This window comes from Wolbachia endosymbiont (group A) of Melieria omissa (assembly GCF_964031125.1).
Taxonomy (GTDB): domain Bacteria; phylum Pseudomonadota; class Alphaproteobacteria; order Rickettsiales; family Anaplasmataceae; genus Wolbachia; species Wolbachia pipientis.
The window spans coordinates 1,249,785-1,267,289 of record NZ_OZ035007.1 but is presented as its reverse complement, the minus strand read 5'-3'; the positions used below and the strand labels follow the sequence as shown (position 1 = coordinate 1,267,289).

Sequence of the window (17,505 nt, the reverse complement as noted above, 5' to 3'; positions counted from 1 at the left end):
TACAAACAATTTTGGATATTACTAACAGGAGCAGCAGTGTAAGCTCAATACCAAATGCTGTTGAAGAAAATATTGAAGATCAAATGCAGCTAAAACATATTGAAGAGCAAAACAACACACAAGAAACACCCTTGAATGTAGCTGAGAAAAAAAGTGGTGATAATAAAATACTTAGTAATTCCTCTGTTACAGAGGAAGTGTTTGAAAAATATAGCAAGGTTGTGAAAGAAATAGAGGAGAAGCAAACTTCTAAACTCAGTAGTGGCAATGACTCAGATAGTGGAATAGACCATACGCGTCAAGTTAAGAGATTGTGAGCAAATTTAGAGAGGTTAAAGTGGATACTCTAGCCCTTCTACGTTTGTCTTTTAATGAAAATCGCGACCAAGTTATAGTGAGTTTTTTAAGAAATGCTTTTAAACTATTAATTTTGGTTAATACTAAAAATAACTCTCTAACCCGCCTTTTTAGCTCAATAAATGCCTTTGTTAAGCTAAGTTCTGTATTCTTTTTCACTTCTGTGCAACCAACTATGCCGTGAAATATAAGAATTGCGCACAATTTAGCATATAGTTCACATAATACTCTGCATGGCTTTCCTTTTAGCTTATCAAGCCTGATATGGCTTTTATACAATTTAAATAATAACTCAATTTGCCACCTTACTCTGTAAATCGTTAATACTTGCTCAGCACTAATTTTATTTTCTGGAACATTAGTTATAAATATTGACCAGTTCAACAATTTTTGATTTCTTTTAGAGGATGTATATCCCTGCGATCTTGCTAATCTATTAGCTTTCCTTCTTCTGGCCATAGACTGTTCTTCAGTTAGTTTCTGACATATAATTCTTACTCTAATTTTTGCTTCTTTTCCTAACAATACCTCGTTTTCTAAAAATAACTTATCCTCTAAACATTCTAATAACTCCATTTTTTGATTTGTTTCTACATCATATATGTTGGTATCGGATTTATAACGACTTATGAAATAAGCTCCTATTTCATTGATTTGTTTAAAAGAACTTGGCACAAAATAACCGAGATCAGATATTAGCAAATCATTGCTTAATATATTACTTAAATGTTTCCTATATCCCTGGTCTGATCTTACCCCCTCCGTTAAATTAAGTTGGTCTATTATCTGATTCATGTAGTCGAAAACTAATTGTAACTTTATTCCAGACTTAGTATTGCTTTCATAGCCACTGTAGCTAGTACCATAACCTTTATACATCTCTTCCATACTGTTAGGTAGAGTAATATAGCTACTGTCCAATAATTTAACACTATTAAATTGCTGTAAGATTTTGCAATCAACTTGCAAGATATTTTTAAAGAGAATCACAGATTCATTATACATCCTTTTCATAAATTCCACTGCTTCTTCAGTAAATCTAAAATCCAAACCTTGTTTTGTTATATCTATCGAGTCCTCGTTTAGTAATTGACACATTGTTTCTACGCTACAATTATCAACTCCTATATTACCCAAGACCATGGCTTTTACGAATGATGAACCTTTTAGCTTTCTCTTTCTTTTTATAAACCTTGTTGTAATTGAGATTTTCTCTGCTTTTTCATTAAAAAATTCTTTGAGCTTTTTTGATAAGCAAGTTATTTTATTCATTGGTTCTCTCACTAAAAGTATATCTGGGAGAACTTATACCTTATTATTCTATCTCTTTCATACCTTTATTTCCTTAACTTGACGCGTATGGTGGAATAGACTCACCTGGACTGAGTGAAAAAAACTCGATATCACCAATAAATAGTAGAAAAAACAGTTTAACATCAATAGCAAGCACTTCATCTGAGGAAAGTTTAAACTCAACATTGAGCTCTGTTGAAGAAGATAATGGCTTACAACCAGAGGATGAAGGAGAGACAAAATTAGCACACCTAACTAAAACAAGGTCCAAAGGGCCAAGTGGACGAAGATCTCCTTCTAAATATAATAAAAAGATTGAAGATCAAGTTGAGAAAGAGTCACCACAGGTGTCATCCCAGTGCGTGACACTGGGATCCAGAGAAAAAGAAAGTATGGATCCAAATAGTCAAACTACTCAGATGACAGGCAGCCAGGCAAAAGATTCAATGCAACCCGAAGAAAAAAGGGACAGAAAAAACGCCATTACAATCGTGCAGAAATTTCCTTTGAATAAGAAAAAGGGTGAAGATACTCCACTTGAAAAACAACCCAATAACAGAAATCTTCACGTTGCATTTGTAGCAGGTTGTGCTCTCTCCACAATAGGGTGCATTGTTGCAGGAGCAATGACATCAGGATTGATAGGAGCAGGACTACTTGCTATGGTTGCAGTGCTTGCTATAGCAGCAGTAGCTGAATTGCATTCAAACTTCCTATCAAGTAAATTAACATCCATTAATGTGAGTCCTCTTGTTGATGATAAGAGCTTACAGCATGTTCACAGCGGTAAAAATTAAATATGTGTTACTTGTAGTGGATAAGTGAATTCAGTTCTTGCCTATTGATATAAAAGTTGTTATATTTGAGGAATGTTTAAAAGGTGTTTAGTTGATGCGCATTCAATTGAATAAAGTTTTGGTTTTTATAGCCTTATTAAGTTTCATTTTTGCATCATATTCTAGCGAAGCAAGTTCGGCGAGTGATGAATTAAAGGGTATACAAGAAACGGTAAAAAATTTTATTTCTTCATTTTCAGTTAAAGATACTGTAGAAAATATGAGTCCTTCAACAATCATAGGGTTGTGTATAGCTGCAGTGATACTTGCAGTAGTGTTCAGAGGTCTAATCTTTTTTATGATAATGTTTGGTGTACTGGTCCTGATGTTCGGTAGTACAGAAAAGGCAACAGACTACTTAAAAGAAAAATTTAACTTTGCAAAAGATATAAAATTACAATCCGATAGCGAAAAAAAAGATAAAAATTAAGATAGTATTTTTATCTTTTTTAATTATCTTTATTGAATACGCATATGCAGTTAAAAGTACCAACAGTTAACTCTAAGCTTAAAAAAAAGAACAACTTAGCATTACTAGAAAGCATTGATTTAGATTTTGTTCCTTATGCTTGTCATTACGATGAAGAAACCATACTAACAAAACAGGGAGAATTGTTAAAAATAATCAAGTTAGAAGATTATTCTTCTGTTGATAACTACAGCGACCTCAGAACTGAAATTAGAAAAAGCATATCAAAAAATATTAATAGCCTGTGTTTTACCGTTTGGATTCATACCGTTAGAAAGCGCAATAAACTGAGCTTGAAATGGAATAAAACTGAAGACTTCTCTGACAACCTACATTCAACGTGGTTTAATAAACTAACTGATAGTAAATTACAGTATATAAATGAACTATACATTGTAATATTGTTTAGCGATTTTGGCAAGCATACTAATAATTCGTTTTTTTTCAATAGAATAAAGAATAAGCATAAGTTGTCTTTACAAGAAAGCCATCAGGAGTTGCAAAAGATAACTGACGTAATTCAAAATGATTTAGGACCTTTTGGAGCTAAAAAACTGAGTCTAAGGTTTAGTGAAGGTAAAATATATTCTGAAATGATAGAATTTCTCCACTATATTGTTACATTAACGCACAAAGATTATCCAATACATGAAAGGGACCTGTCGCAATATATTAGAAATTTTAAAATAGCTTTTGGTTTCAATACGTTTCAAACAATATTTGAAAATCAACAGAAATTTGGCTCTATTTTCAGCATAAAAGAATACCGGGAAATCTCTTTAGGTAATATAGATAGATGCTTGCAGCTTGAATCTGAATTTATCATTACAGAAATAATGATATTTACTAGTAATAACAAAGCAATAAAAGAATTTAAAAAACAAATCAACATGCTGCAAATTAGTGAGGATAATACCTTACTTAAAAGCTCAGGAATTGAAGAAATAATAGAGCTTGAAAAGACCTCTAGTATAGACTTCTGCCAACAGAAAATTATTTTTACAATATTTGCAGATGATAGGAATAAGTTAGCTGAAAGTATTAGTGATTTATCTTCTATAATGTCATTAGTTGGCTTCATGATGTTTAGAACTGATTTACATATGGAAAGTCATTTTTGGGCACAACTTCCAGGCAATTTTGCTTTTATTACGCAACCGAAAAATATCTTAACAAAATACGCTTGCAGCTTTGCTATGCTGCACGATTTTACGTCAGGTACATTAAAAGGAAGAAGGTGGAAAGAAGCGGTAATGATTTTTTTCTCAAAAAAAGGAAATCCTTACTTCTTTAATTTTCATGGAAAAAGAAATAATGGCCATACTACGATACTCGGAGCTCCAAATTCAGGCAGAACTTCACTCATTAATTTTCTATTATCAGAATCAAGAAAGTTTAACCCAAGAATTGTCATATTGGATAACACCGGAAAATCAATAATTTTTACTAAAGCAGTGAGTGGTAAATATTACATAATCGATCCAAAATATAAGGACAAAAGCCTAAAATTTAATCCACTAAACATTGAAGATAGTGCTTCCAATCGCAATATGTTGGTTGAACTGATCAGAAGAATGGTAGCCGATACGAGCTTGGTGGACGTAGAAGAAAAGATAAGAAAAATTGTGGATTCTATATTTGCTATACCCAAGGAATCACGTTCTATTTCACAAATTTCTGAGGTGCTCTTGCTCCTTGGGGGTAAGATAAGTAGATGGTGTGACGATGGTGACTTTGCTTACTTATTTCAAGATGGTAATGAATCAGATATTGACTGGGAAACAAAAATTATATCTCTCAACACCGCAAACCTTACAAAACAAAAGGAATGTATGTCCGTGATACTTTACTATTTTTTATATTCTTTTGAGGCAAAATGTGATGGCTCGCCTGCAATACTTGTTTTGGATGAAGCATGGGAGATAAGTAATATTTTTCCTACAGAGAAAGAGTTTGATAACTGGATGCAAAGAATGACGGAACTAAATGTTGTAGTAATCCTAAGTACTGAAAATTTAAATCTCGCATTTGCTAGCAAATTTACTCAATATTTAGATAAACATGTTGATACAAGAATCTTGATGCCGAACGTCAATGCAAATAGATTATACATGAAAGCATTTTCTTTATCAAAAGAGGAGCTGAATATAATTCTGCAGACGCCAACGCAGGAAGGTTTATTTTTGATAAAACAGTATAAAGGATTAGTAACTTTAAATTTAGATTTAAAGAATATGCAAGAAATACATGTACTTTCAGCTAACAAAGAGACGATAAAGTATATGTACGAGGCAATAAAGGAAAAAGGAGAAGAAGTTAATGAGTGGTTACCGGTATTTTATGAGAAGTGTAAGGCTTAATTTCTTATTGATATTTTTTTTGATACTTGGTCTTTCGTATCAAGGATATGCTGATTGTCCAACATTTGTAGAAAGTAATACTTGGTGGGAAGCAATAGTTGGTGGAGATTGGGTAAAGGAAATTAAGGTGCAAGCAATAAAAGATCAAGGAGTTGATGGTTACTTTAATCCCAAAATTAGAGTATGTGCTTATGATGGACAAAGTTATTGTTATGACTTACAAAGTGGGGAATCCTGCCGCCAGATATATGGAACGCAAGGTACAGGAGCTGGAGTTTCTGCTGCAGCTTTTATCGACTGGGAAGGAGATAAAACAAAAGCTGGAGGAGAAATTGCTCGGGGTCTTAAATGGGAATGGGCAGACGGTGTTACTGATGAGGAAAAAAGAAGATTCGCTAACTCTCCTAAAATATGTGCTTGCAGTCAAAAAGGGGCTTGTATGTCAGGAATTTCTTCATGGGGTTCTAGAGTATTTTCGGGTGAGAATATTTTCCGTCCTGGGGAGATGGAAAAAGTCTGTGATACCTGCTACCAAACGGCAGTAAAATGTGCTCCTGTTCCACTTGCACCTGGCCCCCCTCCATTTTGTGAACAACTTGCAATGTCGCTTCCACAAGTTAGAATTGTTCCTATAACAGATAAAGACAATGATTACTTTAATCCTAAGGTTAAGGTAATCATTGGTAATCTGAAAGGAAGAGACGGAGAGATTGGAGAAAAATTAGATTTCCCTAAAGGGTATGGAGAAAATAAAGCTGAGTGGCGCTCTATTTTAGACAAAGATGGCATCACGTACTACTTCAAAACTTATAGAGAAAAAGATAAGCTCTGCGCTGAATACCTTGGAACTCAAAGTATAGATGAAAACAATCCACAGTTCATCCGCTGTTTTCCTGCACCACCTGCTCCAGAACCTGAGATAGTGGAGATAGTAAATGCAAATACATTGAAAGTAGAAATGAAGATGAGTGAGAGCACTTGTGCTAAAGCACATGGAACCTATAGTAATGGTTCCTGTACTTTTAATGTTAATACTGACCTCAACCATCCTATAAACATTGGCCCCCTATCTTTAAAAGTAGTAAAACCAGCAATAGTAGCAAAAACAACTGATAGTAATATTGATAATATTATAGAAGGTATATTAGAAAGTAATCCGCAACAATTTAAAGTTCTGAAAGAATATGGCTATGTTCCTGATGTGCAAATTAAATGTTCTAAAGGCGGAAGTTTTTATAGTTTTAATGATTTTGAGAAAAAGTTAAAAGACAAATCTATTCAATGTGAATTTAATAACTCTGGGCAGCCGGAAATAGAAGTAAAGTATAAAGGAAATTCTAACAGTAAAATGCTTTGTCTTTCTGGATGGCAGCCAGAACCAGAGGAGTTTGTTCTTAAAAGAGAAAATAAAATAATACCACTAAAATTAATGGGAACAAGATATACTAAATACAATGCTGTTTACTCCAAGGAATCAAATCAGTTCTATTATCTTCCAAGCAAGGAAAATAAAAGAGCCGATCTCTTAAACAGAGATCAGAGTGAGTTAGATAAAATAATATTCAATAAGCAAGGGTATGTTTTCTTCCCTGACAACAATAAACAGGAAAAGGGGAAATGCAGTTACTGTGTAAAAAGAAATGATGAGATAGACGATACATTTAAATCTAGTAAAGGACTGAAAGTAGTGTACAAATTGACGGATGTAGAGCATAGAGAAAAATGTAATCAAGGTGATGATGGTTGTATCTGCTTTACTGGAACATGCAGCCGTTCAACACGATATGTAGACAAAAAAAACACTCAACCTTTTTATACAAAGATTTCACAAAATACAAATGGCGTTGTCACGCAACCAGAAGCACCAATAAAAGCAAACAGAACGGAGGTCTTTTACGCTGATAAATTGTGTAGGTTCGATTTAGAAGGTCTCAAAAAGAAATTAAAAGAAAAATTAAAAGAGATAATCAAGGAACAGCTGAAAAATAAGAAACCAGATCTTGAAAAAAATAATGAAAAATCCTATGATCATAAAAATAAAGATGTTTATACAGATGACTTATCAATAAAATTTGATCGTATTAAAATAGAAGCGTGGGGAAGTGGTGAAGCAGGTCATATACAAGGTAGTGGCTGTGACAATCAAAAATGCCATTCTACTGAAAGCAGAGTAGGGATGCCAGGAGATTATATTAAAGCTAAACTGAAAATCGATCCTAATTATCCTATAATTAAGGTGCAAGTCACAGAGGGAGGGGGTAACCAGGAAAGTAACCTCTCAGATAAGGACGGGGGACCTGTTTTCATAGAAATGTGCAATTCGCAGAAGCAACATTGCCAGCAACTAATTACTGTTGCAGGTGGAGGTGAGTATAGAACATACGGTGGTAAGGGTTATGAGGAAACAGTAATTCATAAGCAAGATTTAAAGCTAGAGGAGAAAATTGTAAAGGCAGATAAACTGAAGTCTACACAAGACAATCAAATAGCATATATAGAAAATGGTGAAATCAAGTATGAAACAGTAGAGTGTGGAAGTGGTTTGAGAAGCAGTAGATCTGGTGCAGGTGGCTGCATTAATAAAAGCAAAGGAATTTATGGTAAAGGCTCTCCAGGGTATGTGAAGATTAGACCTATTATAAAGGAATTTGACGAAGAAGAAATAAATGCTGCTATTAAAAAAGTAATAGAGGATCTATACGATCTTGAAACTATGACTGATTTTTGGGTAGGGGATCTTAACGTGAATATAAGTGGGATAATTAAAGAGGAAGTCAAAAAAGAATTATCAAGGTAAAAAGATATAGCTCTGGAAATGATGCTCTTGTTTTAATAATTAATTAAAGTAAAGCATGTAGTAAATGGTGTAATTGCTGTATCTTAACAAAAAGGTATAACGAATGTAGGAGGGTGCTTTATGTCTCTAAAGAATAAAATTTCTGAGTTAATAGAACAACAATTTAGCATTAAATACCATGACAATTATTTGGCTTACACTATACATAATTGGGCTGCAAGCGAAATATCTGATTCTATTACTTTTTGCATAATTGGTTGTGGAAATTGCAAGATTGGATATCAAGATGTTGCAAAGTCATTCAACATAACAAAAGAAGAAATTGACCAAGGTAATATTGCAAGCATAGAAAGTAAAATAAAAAGTGAAGCTGAAAAATCAGGTAGCGAGTTTTCTGAGTTGATTTCTAGAGTGGATCAATCGCTAAGAGAACAAAGTGAAAAGTCTATTGTACAAATTTTAGATTCATCCGCTGAGGAGATGTTAAGGAGTTTCTGTGATAGCCCTGTACAGTCTCCAGAGCCTCAAGAACCCTCTGCTTCATCTGAAGAGCATGCTACAGAAGGCCCAGAAACTAGTGTTAATTCAGATCTTTTGTCAACCTAATCAACCCCATATATATGTTTTTTTTGTACCCATGCTTTGCGTTTTGGGGTGGAAAGAAAGCACCATTCTTCGTTGCATTTTTCTATCTTCATCACAACAAACTTGTCTATTTTCATAGTAATCTTGCTGTCTACACTCTGTTTTTGATATCCATAAGTATCTTCTTTTACAATCGCGTAGCGCTTATCACTAAGAAGATTGCCTTTTATCCATCCGCAGTCTTCATCTATATCGCAGACCTTTTTCCAACTCTCAAACTCTTCTATCACTTTCAGGGGCAGATTTTTGCAAGTGTATATCCATTTTACAGGATAGTGAAACCCTGGCCCCGTTCTCATGTTGATCTTATTTGATTTGGTTGAAACAAAGTTGTTAGCAAACAAGCTATGGCTAAATAATAAAAACAATAGGATAATAGTACTGAACCAAGATCCCAGTGTCACGCACTGGGATAACGTGAGGGATAGTGTAACAGACTTATTCATCATAATTCACGATTAGGTTGACATAAGATAAAGAGTAAATTAAAAATTGAATAGATCTTTAAATGCAAAATCAATGCCTATAGAAATATTAATGCCTGCTCTTTCACCAACAATGAGCAAAGCTGGAGGAAAAATTGTAAAGTGGCATAAAAAAGAACAAGACAAAGTTGAAGTAGGCGACGTAATTGCTGAGATAGAGACTGATAAAGCCATAATGGAGTTTGAATCTATAGATGAAGGAGTTTTAGCAAAAATTTTAGTAACAGAAGGAACAAGTGGCGTGCCTGTAAATCAACCAATAGCTTTAATGCTGGAAGAAGGAGAAGATGAAAGTGCACTTAACAACTATACTTCAACTTCCATCAATAGTGCAGTTAAAAAGGAAGTGACAAAAAGTGCTGTTGATAATCAAAAATCAGAACACCAAGATTTAAACGGAAAGCCAATAAGTCATTCTTCGGTGTCATTCCAGCGCGTGACGCTGGAATCCAACCCCTCAATGTCATCCCAGTGCTTGACACTGGGATCTAGAAAAGAAGAATGGATCCCAGTGTCAGCTACTCAGATGACAGAGGGTTATGCAGAAGGTAGAACAAAAATAAGCCCATTAGCTAAGAAAATAGCTCAAAATGAAGGGGTTAATGTGCAGCAATTAAAAGGTACAGGACCATATGGTCGCATAATTAAGGCTGATGTGTTGGAGTTTTTAGGCAGTGGTATACATACTGAAAGTCCTGAGAAAGATACCATAGTTGAAGTAAGCAACATGCGCCAAGTGATAGCACAGCGCCTGACTGAATCAAAACAGAATGTTCCACATTTTTATTTAACTGTAGACTGCCAGGTTGATAAGTTAATATCGTTAAAAAACGAGATTAACTCAGCAGATGAAAACAATAAAGTAACAATTAATGATCTAATCATAAAAGCTGCAGCTTTCAGCATGAAAAAATTTCCTGATATAAATTCTTCGTGGATAGATAATAAAATACTGAGATATTCAAATATAGATATTTCAATCGCTGTGGCACTTGAAGATGGGCTAATTACTCCTATAGTAAAAAATGCTGATAAAAAGGGTATTTTATCTATATCAAAAGAAGTGAAAGATTTAGTAAGCAGAGCAAGATCTGGAAAATTGAAACCTGAAGAGTTTCAAGGAGGAGGGTTTACTATCTCCAACTTAGGGATGTTTGGTATAAAAGCCTTCAGTGCTATAATCAATCCGCCGCAATCTTGCATTATGGCAGTTGGTGCATCTAAAAAACAACCAATTGTTATGAATGAGAAAATAGAAATAGCAGAAATAATGACAGTAACGCTCTCTGTTGACCATAGAGCAGTTGATGGGGCACTCGGAGCAAAGTTTTTAAATGCCTTTAAGCATTATATAGAGAATCCTCTGGTGATGCTTATTGAAACTGCGGTAATCTATTAGCATTGTTATTACAAAATTAATACCTCTAAGTTTATACTTTTATTAGTTAATAGGTTTAGAGGTAAAAAAATGAATACTACAGTAGAAAAAAATAATCCAAAAATTTTTCCTCAAAATGAAGGAAAGATTAACTCAAAAGGCATGGTTGCCCCACCTGTTCCTCCGAAATCTTCCCAAGCTAAATTTGCTGGAATAAAAGCAATTTTTGAGCGAAATGTACCTCATTCTCAAGCAAATGATAGTAATAAAACAGTGAGTAGCAATCTTGGAAGAACATTTGGCCCAACAATGCAAAAACTCATGGAAGACAACATTCATAGCACTCCTAACAAACAACGCCGCAATTCAGGGGATAGTGGTATCAGTGATATTAGTAGCAGCACTTCTGATGATGAGGATAGAACAATAAAAGATAAAATGATGGAAAATGTTAAGCAGGATAACCATCAAAAAAGCTTTGATTTACATAAAGTACAAGCAACTGATGAATTAGAAACCGTAAAATTTCTCAAAACGCTAAGCAAGAAAGAAAGAGAAAAACTTGGTTTTTCTCCTAAACAGCAAAATAACCAAAAGGTTGAGACTAGCAAAAAAACTTATAATCCACTTGATTGGAATCCAATCTATCAAGGTAAAAAGCTCTTTAGCTTAGGCAATATGTCGAGTAATTCGTCTTCATGTAGTGAAAAAAGCAATATTTCAGATGTAAGCGATAAGTCTAATAATTCAAACATTGTTAGATGTAATATTACTAGGAGTAACAGTAAGGAAGACCTTCGTAAACCTGATGCTTCACATAATGACAAATCTGCAGGTAAAAAATTATCTAATGTCAATGTAAGCGAATTAATCAGAAAGTTTGAACAAGGTAATGACATAGTAAAAGGGCGTTAATCAAATGTTACCCTATCTTTGTATATGTGAAGGTAGGGTATCTTTTCAAAATAGTATATCCTTTATAGCTTTGTTAATTTTTGACTCCCTCTCTGCAAAAGCAGTTTCTAGAGAGGTTTTAAGTTTTTCCCATTCTTCTTGACCATTTAGAACTAAAGATTTATATTCATTTTCAATTTTTTCCAAGGATCTTTGACATGAGGAATCTAGTTCCTCATATATATCAATATTTATTGATTGCAGTATTACCAAAAATGCAAACAAATTCGGATCAGGTAATTCTTCTCTTGTGTGATTCAGAAGACACAGCTTTATTTTTTTTACGCAGTATTCTATTGTTTTTAACGATAGTGATAGGCTTTCTGCATAAAATATAAAACTATCTACAATCAAATTTTTTGACTTTTTCGGTAATTTAATATTTTCAAATAGTTCTTTTGTAAATTTTTCTATCGGTTGTTTTGGCAAATGTAAAGAGAGATCAGTAAAAGATTTTAGGTCAAAATTTGGTCCAAGTATTGTGCTGATTGCTCTTTGTACATTACTCTTATCTTTACTTACAGAGATAATGAAAACCAGCCCCTCCACATCAAGCATATACTTTATAGATTCCAAAAAATCGACAACGAATTTAGGACGGCACACATCAAGATTATCCACCATTATATAAATGTTTTTGTCTTTTCTGATTTTATTAACCACATCCGCTAACTGTATTTTGAAATCTCTAGTACTCTCTTTTCTTCTTTGGAGAAGACTTAATTCACTCAAGACAAAACCTATGTCTTTTTTATCAGCCTCTTTTGCAGCATCAAGAAATACTGAAAGCATAGCAAGTGGAGATTTACTGATCAGCTTTCCTAGTGTGTTTAGAGAAAATAGCTCTTGGTTTATGTTCTTGAACTGTTGTATAACGCTTCTTTTTACTTCATACGATGCAAATAAATCTTCAAATAGAAAATTTAAAAAAGAAGGAAGTGGTTGGTCCAATGCATTGATATCCCATGCACTATAATAAGCTACAATTTCATTTTGCTGTTTTAACTCTTTTACCCATTCTTTCAAAAAAAACGTCTTGCCCCATCCATCATATCCTTCTAAAGATATTATTGTAAAAGACTGATCAATTGTTTTAATTATAGTGTTGAATTTACCTGAAAATTGCTTATAGTTTAGGCGGTCATTTTCCCAAGCCACCACTTTAAGTGGTGGCACTATTTTTTTCTTTTTGAATGTTATTAGCGATATAAGTTTTTTTAAGCACATGTCTTATTTTATATTTAACTCATATTCTTGTCTTGAAGTAAGTGCTATCCTCAGCGTTCCTTCATCAAGATAGTCAATTTCTCCGCCCATTGGTATGCCGCAAGCAAGGCGTGATATTTTCACATCCAAATTTTTTAGCAATTCAATTATGTATTGTGCAGTAACTTGGCCCTCTAATGTCGGATTAATTGCGATAATTATCTCTTCAATTTTAGACTCTGTCACTTTTTTCAGAATAGTGTCAAGGTTGAGTTCTTTTGGACCTATGCCATTTATTGCAGACAATCTGCCACCCAAAACATGGTATAAACCTGAATATATATTTCCTTTTTCAAACGCCCATAGATCACCTAATTCTTCTACTACACACAGTAACTTAGTGTCACGTTTTGGGTTAGTACAAATAGAACAAGGTGACTTAGTATCTAGATTTCCGCAAACTTCACACTCTATTATAAGATCTGCTAGCTCTTTAATCAAAGATGCAAGTGGTAGCATAACTTTTTCTTTGTTTTGGAGTAAATGTATAACTAACCTGCGTGATGATGATGGCCCTAAACTTGGCAATTTAGAGAAAGCATGAACTAGATTTTTTATGTTAATGTTCATCCAATAAATTCAGAATAGGTAGTCAAATGGTAACATCAAACCCTTTGTAAAGAAAGTGGTAAGTTTCTCTTGATCCACTTTGATTAGCTATAGAAAAAATTTTTTACTCTAACGCAAAAAATTACTTCCGCACACTTAAAGCCTGATTATAATAGACTTCTTGCATAACCCAAACTAAGTAGAAAAAGGTATCATCCGAGTAGCTCTCCTTTGTCATCCTAGTGCCTCCTTTTTTGTCATCCCAGTGCCCAGACACTGGGATCCAGGAATTTTATTAAGTTTGTAAGCATAAAAGTATAGCTAACGTGAGCTCTACGTCATACTGCCGCGAACCGTCATACCGCGATTCATTCGCGGTATCTCTTAGCCGCTAACACGTAGCGGGATGACGGTTGTCAGGCTAGCTGTCATCCCAGTGCCCAGACACTGGGATCCAGAAATTTTAATTGTAAGTAAGCATACTGGGTTGATAAGTATAAAAGTAGCTAGAAAATAAACATTTTTGATGAGATTATATGGAAAACTGGATGCCAGTGTCAAGCACTGGCATGACACCCTTCACGGACTTTTAAATTACTTTAGCTATAAATATTAAGAAATTTACCAAATGAAAAAAAAGGCAAAAGAAGCCCTGGGGTTATTATCCGCTTTAAAATATTGGCGTTTTTTATGTTTTAAACGCTTGACAAGCAAGATTAAGCTGCTTTTAATTGCAACTAACTTACGCTGCAAATGTTTAAGAAGTTTACTAAGCAGAAAAAAAGACAAAGAATTCCCGAGTTAGCTAGTCTTTTACTATCTCTGTCGAGTATTGGCATTTTTTGATGTCTTGTAACGCTTTATAAGCGCGTTCAGCTTATTTAGATAAAAATCTAGATGTAGATGAAGTTTTGTAAAGACATACAGTATCTATGTACTGCAAAAAATTAAACATAAGACGCCGATACATTAAGTAATCCTTACCTTTTAATCTGCAGATTGGCGAAAGCAAATACAATAGCTTCAGTTTTATGATAAGGGGGCTGGCGAAGGGTGTCAAGCAAGTTTTTTGTTTCTATTCCCAATGTTATATGGTTATGTAATACCAATTCTCATTACTAGTGAATCAAATAAGCGGCATTGCAGAGTTTTTTAATTGTGGAGTGAGAAAGAGAGGTAATAAATTTGCACAAAGCGCTCTCAAGCAAAGCAATTGTGTCGTAGATTTTGTTACGCAAAATGTTCTGTTTTATATATAACCAAAACCTCTCAACAGGATTGAGGTCAGGTGAGTATGGTGGTAGGTATATAATGTCGATATTTTTAGGTACTTTTAAATTTTTTGACTTATGCCAACTAGCACAATCCATGATAAGAAATGCCTCCCTTGTTCCTAAATATTGTGACATCTGCTCAAGGAATATATTCATACAATCAGTATTGACGTTTGAGCTAGAACTTTCTCCATTTCTGGGATTAACTGCACTATAGAGATAAAAATTTTGCCTACCTAGTTTTACCTTAACCTGTGTCCTAATGCCTTTTTTAAACCACCCGTGTCCAATCTTTGAATGTGTGCCAAACCGCGATTCATCGAAGAAAAATAGCTCTTTTTCAGGATACATGACAATAGTTTCATTAAGATTTTTTTTTAAATTCCTCTTGTTTACTTTTATCTTGTCCGTTATGCACTGGTCTTGGTGTGATATATGAGAATTTCATTCTTTGCATATTACGGTGTACTGTAGATTTGCTGATATTCAAACCAAACTTTTCTTGAATTCTTATTTTCATTTCTTTTATAGTAATATTGGGGTTTTCCTCTATCCACACCTCAACTTGTTCACGTTGACTTTGATTCAATATAGTTTTTCTACGGCGTTGAGGCGGAGCAAATAATTTTTCTTCTCTGCCAAATTTTAGGTCATGCAGTAAGTGCCTTTCTTGAAATGCAGCATATCTTTGCTACGGCTGTTATACTGTGCTTTTTTGCTGCAATTACAGCATTTAGTTTTTTTGCAACATATGCGTTATTTCTTACTTTCTTCAGCATTTCTTTTGCTGATTCCACCACTTTTTCATCCAATAATTTTGATCTTAATGCCATTTAAACCTCGCTACTTTACTTACTTCAGTATGGCTTTTTTTCTATTATTGTCTATCCGTTACTTGTGTAGCGGGAATTGGTATAAGAAGTCTAATAGCAAATTTTTAAGTTCCTCTTTAACTCTTTAACCAGCGGGCTCGCATGAGGAGAGGAGAGTAAAGGTCCTCTTCCATAGATATCTTCACACTTTTTTCTTCTTCTGTAGTTGGCAGACGAGTAAGAAAGTGAATCTTTGGTGCGCCACTAATTATTGCCATTGGTGTTTGCTCCGCCCCTTCTCCCATAACTAAAACAGCAGACGTTGCCAGCGCATCAAGAAGATTGACTTGTGTTACTTGCAGTGGTTGATCATAAAGATCTGGCTTGCCTATATAGGAATAAAATGGTTCAAATCCACACCAACCAAGAGCAACGCCCGTAACCCCAAGGCGCATAGGTGTTATGTTACTATCTGTAATCAAAATACCAAGATGTTTTATGCAGTGTTTTGTCTTGAGATAGTTCCATATTGATAGAGCTGTTTTCTGAACATCCTTTGGGTATAAAATATACATTTCATTACCATTTGATTCATCAATACCAGCAGATGGAATTAAGATATTGTCTTTGATTGTTAAATAGATGCCGTAAGAATTATGGTCTACATCAACAATTGCATCAGCTTCTCTTTTGATTAGCTCTTCTTTAGAACAAGCAGTTTTGCAAACCACTTGTTTTTGACAAATAGAAATGATTTTTGATGTGATAGCAAGAACAACTTCCTCTCCTAGCAACTCTGAAACATAGCGATCAAGAACCTGCTCTAATACTTCCCCACATTCAATGCGGTGGGTATAAATTGCTTTAACATGCATATTAACGTATTAGCCTACATATAGTATAATCTTTCGTTTTGGTGAGAATAGTTTTATGCCATCCATCAAGAAGTGTTAAGTTGAAATATACATCACCTTTATAGGGTTTGTGAATTTCTGTTATGATAAATTCTGAGATTAGATCATACTCCAAAAAAAGATGCGCTATTTGTGCTCCACCAATCATGAAGACTTTAGAATTACTTTGGATTGACAAAAACTCTTGCATAGAAGAAATAATAGTGCATTTTACTCCTCTGTTAAAACAAGAATTTAATTTGTCACGAGAAAAAACAACAGGGATACGATTCCCTAATATGTCTTGAGGCATAGTTTCAAATGTCTTTCTCCCCATAACAATAACTTGTTTGTCAGTCACCTGACGAAAATGATCTAACTCACTTGGATAATGCCAGGGCAATCCATTATTTATTCCAATTACCCCCTTGGGATCAACAGCCATAATTCCGATAACTATCATCCCTGTAAAGCAGCTTGAGCTACAAAAAATCGCATGTGATCACGCACATTATGCACTCGAAGGAAATCAACCTTGTTGTGTAATACAGATGATGTAGCAATTGTTTCTAAATCTCGGTTAAAGACAGGTTCTGTAGAAAAAGAAGAAATAAATGACTTTCTAGAATGGCCAACCAGAACTTTGCAGCCAAAATTTTGTAACGTTTCTATACTGCGTAAAATCTGGATATTCTGGTACATAGATTTGCCAAAACCAATACCAGGATCAATAATGATCGAGCTTTGATCAAAACCTAGAGCTAGTAATCTATTAATGTTCCTTTCTGCCCAATTATTTATGGTATCAATTGGATCAATGTCACTTGGGATAATGTTGTCACTATGTGGTGGTATGGAGAGTGAATGCATAATAACGATACTACATCCACTCCTAGCAATCGCTTTTAAGGTATTATCATCTAGATCTCCCTTCTGATCGTTTACCCAGGCAATGTTGTAGTGCTCCAAAACATTCAAAATAACATCTGGCCAGAAACTATCAATGCTGACTTTAATGTCACCAACTTTCATATACTGATTGAGATTATCAAGCACTGGTTTTAAGCGTGCATATTCTGCTTTTGGAGTTTGTATTGAGGAGCCAGGTCTTGTTGATTGAGCACCAAGTTCAACTAT

Annotated in this window: 15 protein-coding genes and 2 pseudogenes; 9 read left to right on the top strand and 8 right to left on the bottom strand. The window is 34.3% G+C overall.

Annotated features, from left to right (window positions below; genetic code table 11):
• Nucleotides 1–11 precede the first annotated feature (11 nt).
• On the top strand, nucleotides 12–317 hold the full coding sequence (locus ACQH2Q_RS05885) for a hypothetical protein (protein WP_425383454.1): 306 nt from the start codon (nucleotides 12–14) through the stop codon (nucleotides 315–317).
• Here the strand turns inward: ACQH2Q_RS05885 and ACQH2Q_RS05880 are convergent.
• Entirely contained in the window at nucleotides 304–1,629 is a 1,326-nt protein-coding gene (locus ACQH2Q_RS05880) for an IS4 family transposase (RefSeq protein ID WP_264339118.1), read from the bottom strand. The genes ACQH2Q_RS05885 and ACQH2Q_RS05880 overlap by 14 nt on opposite strands.
• 92 nt (nucleotides 1,630–1,721) lie before the next feature.
• Here ACQH2Q_RS05880 and ACQH2Q_RS05875 point away from each other — a divergent pair.
• The 5 genes and pseudogenes from ACQH2Q_RS05875 to ACQH2Q_RS05855 all read left to right on the top strand — a co-directional run.
• Nucleotides 1,722–2,447 (top strand): annotated as a pseudogene (locus tag ACQH2Q_RS05875) (hypothetical protein); the annotation flags it as partial.
• 94 nt (nucleotides 2,448–2,541) lie between these two features.
• Nucleotides 2,542–2,916, top strand: coding sequence for a hypothetical protein (locus ACQH2Q_RS05870; RefSeq protein WP_022626145.1), 375 nt, complete (start codon nucleotides 2,542–2,544; stop codon nucleotides 2,914–2,916).
• 44 nt (nucleotides 2,917–2,960) lie between these two features.
• On the top strand, nucleotides 2,961–5,315 hold the full coding sequence (locus ACQH2Q_RS05865) for a type VI secretion protein (protein ID WP_141456684.1): 2,355 nt from the start codon (nucleotides 2,961–2,963) through the stop codon (nucleotides 5,313–5,315).
• Nucleotides 5,296–8,112: a hypothetical protein gene (locus tag ACQH2Q_RS05860; RefSeq protein ID WP_264339728.1), complete on the top strand. Its 2,817-nt coding sequence runs from the start codon at nucleotides 5,296–5,298 to the stop codon at nucleotides 8,110–8,112. The genes ACQH2Q_RS05865 and ACQH2Q_RS05860 overlap by 20 nt, the downstream gene beginning before the upstream one ends.
• A gap of 120 nt (nucleotides 8,113–8,232) precedes the next feature.
• Nucleotides 8,233–8,718 (top strand): WBM0748 family T4SS-associated protein, encoded by a 486-nt coding sequence (locus ACQH2Q_RS05855; RefSeq protein ID WP_265024126.1) that lies wholly within the window; start codon nucleotides 8,233–8,235, stop codon nucleotides 8,716–8,718.
• On the opposite strand, the gene ACQH2Q_RS05850 is transcribed toward ACQH2Q_RS05855, so the two are convergent.
• Nucleotides 8,715–9,056, bottom strand: coding sequence for an SH3 domain-containing protein (locus ACQH2Q_RS05850; protein WP_010082091.1), 342 nt, complete (start codon nucleotides 9,054–9,056; stop codon nucleotides 8,715–8,717). The two genes, ACQH2Q_RS05855 and ACQH2Q_RS05850, sit on opposite strands and share 4 nt — an antisense overlap.
• A 220-nt stretch (nucleotides 9,057–9,276) precedes the next feature.
• Between ACQH2Q_RS05850 and ACQH2Q_RS05845 the strand changes: the two genes are divergently transcribed.
• Both ACQH2Q_RS05845 and ACQH2Q_RS05840 read left to right on the top strand, forming a co-directional pair.
• Complete coding sequence (locus tag ACQH2Q_RS05845; protein ID WP_010963079.1) at nucleotides 9,277–10,641, top strand: pyruvate dehydrogenase complex dihydrolipoamide acetyltransferase; 1,365 nt, start codon at nucleotides 9,277–9,279, stop codon at nucleotides 10,639–10,641.
• Between the two features lie 69 nt (nucleotides 10,642–10,710).
• Nucleotides 10,711–11,535: a hypothetical protein gene (locus tag ACQH2Q_RS05840; RefSeq protein WP_007550761.1), complete on the top strand. Its 825-nt coding sequence runs from the start codon at nucleotides 10,711–10,713 to the stop codon at nucleotides 11,533–11,535.
• A 45-nt stretch (nucleotides 11,536–11,580) separates the two neighbouring features.
• Here the strand turns inward: ACQH2Q_RS05840 and ACQH2Q_RS05835 are convergent, their stop codons facing one another.
• Complete coding sequence (locus tag ACQH2Q_RS05835; RefSeq protein ID WP_155969219.1) at nucleotides 11,581–12,801, bottom strand: KAP family P-loop NTPase fold protein; 1,221 nt, start codon at nucleotides 12,799–12,801, stop codon at nucleotides 11,581–11,583.
• A gap of 3 nt (nucleotides 12,802–12,804) precedes the next feature.
• The gene (gene recR / locus ACQH2Q_RS05830) at nucleotides 12,805–13,404 is read right to left on the bottom strand and encodes a recombination mediator RecR (RefSeq protein ID WP_425383625.1); all 600 of its coding nucleotides are present in this window, start codon (nucleotides 13,402–13,404) and stop codon (nucleotides 12,805–12,807) included.
• A gap of 613 nt (nucleotides 13,405–14,017) precedes the next feature.
• Here recR and ACQH2Q_RS05825 point away from each other — a divergent pair.
• The gene (locus ACQH2Q_RS05825; RefSeq protein WP_425383453.1) at nucleotides 14,018–14,194 is read left to right on the top strand and encodes a hypothetical protein; all 177 of its coding nucleotides are present in this window, start codon (nucleotides 14,018–14,020) and stop codon (nucleotides 14,192–14,194) included.
• A 313-nt stretch (nucleotides 14,195–14,507) separates the two neighbouring features.
• Here ACQH2Q_RS05825 and ACQH2Q_RS05820 read toward each other — a convergent pair.
• From ACQH2Q_RS05820 to folP, 4 genes and pseudogenes are all read right to left on the bottom strand, one after another.
• Nucleotides 14,508–15,496 (bottom strand): annotated as a pseudogene (locus tag ACQH2Q_RS05820) (IS630 family transposase).
• Between the two features lie 116 nt (nucleotides 15,497–15,612).
• Nucleotides 15,613–16,350, bottom strand: coding sequence for a putative folate metabolism gamma-glutamate ligase (locus tag ACQH2Q_RS05815; protein ID WP_015589264.1), 738 nt, complete (start codon nucleotides 16,348–16,350; stop codon nucleotides 15,613–15,615).
• A gap of 1 nt (nucleotide 16,351) precedes the next feature.
• Nucleotides 16,352–16,831, bottom strand: a complete 480-nt coding sequence (locus ACQH2Q_RS05810; protein ID WP_264339633.1) for a dihydrofolate reductase — start codon at nucleotides 16,829–16,831, stop codon at nucleotides 16,352–16,354.
• Entirely contained in the window at nucleotides 16,828–17,505 is a 678-nt protein-coding gene (folP, locus tag ACQH2Q_RS05805) for a dihydropteroate synthase (protein WP_425383624.1), read from the bottom strand. The genes ACQH2Q_RS05810 and folP overlap by 4 nt, the downstream gene beginning before the upstream one ends.

Excerpts from the sequence above, each read along its gene's own strand:
- ACQH2Q_RS05880 (WP_264339118.1), bottom strand. The coding sequence starts at position 1,629 with ATGAATAAAATAACTTGCTTATCAAAAAAGCTCAAAGAATTTTTTAAT.
- ACQH2Q_RS05870 (WP_022626145.1), top strand. The coding sequence starts at position 2,542 with ATGCGCATTCAATTGAATAAAGTTTTGGTTTTTATAGCCTTATTAAGT.
- ACQH2Q_RS05865 (WP_141456684.1), top strand. The coding sequence starts at position 2,961 with ATGCAGTTAAAAGTACCAACAGTTAACTCTAAGCTTAAAAAAAAGAAC.
- ACQH2Q_RS05860 (WP_264339728.1), top strand. The coding sequence starts at position 5,296 with ATGAGAAGTGTAAGGCTTAATTTCTTATTGATATTTTTTTTGATACTT.
- ACQH2Q_RS05855 (WP_265024126.1), top strand. The coding sequence starts at position 8,233 with ATGTCTCTAAAGAATAAAATTTCTGAGTTAATAGAACAACAATTTAGC.
- ACQH2Q_RS05850 (WP_010082091.1), bottom strand. The coding sequence starts at position 9,056 with ATGAGAACGGGGCCAGGGTTTCACTATCCTGTAAAATGGATATACACT.
- ACQH2Q_RS05845 (WP_010963079.1), top strand. The coding sequence starts at position 9,277 with ATGCCTATAGAAATATTAATGCCTGCTCTTTCACCAACAATGAGCAAA.
- ACQH2Q_RS05840 (WP_007550761.1), top strand. The coding sequence starts at position 10,711 with ATGAATACTACAGTAGAAAAAAATAATCCAAAAATTTTTCCTCAAAAT.
- ACQH2Q_RS05835 (WP_155969219.1), bottom strand. The coding sequence starts at position 12,801 with ATGTGCTTAAAAAAACTTATATCGCTAATAACATTCAAAAAGAAAAAA.
- ACQH2Q_RS05825 (WP_425383453.1), top strand. The coding sequence starts at position 14,018 with ATGAAAAAAAAGGCAAAAGAAGCCCTGGGGTTATTATCCGCTTTAAAA.
- ACQH2Q_RS05815 (WP_015589264.1), bottom strand. The coding sequence starts at position 16,350 with ATGCATGTTAAAGCAATTTATACCCACCGCATTGAATGTGGGGAAGTA.
- ACQH2Q_RS05810 (WP_264339633.1), bottom strand. The coding sequence starts at position 16,831 with ATGATAGTTATCGGAATTATGGCTGTTGATCCCAAGGGGGTAATTGGA.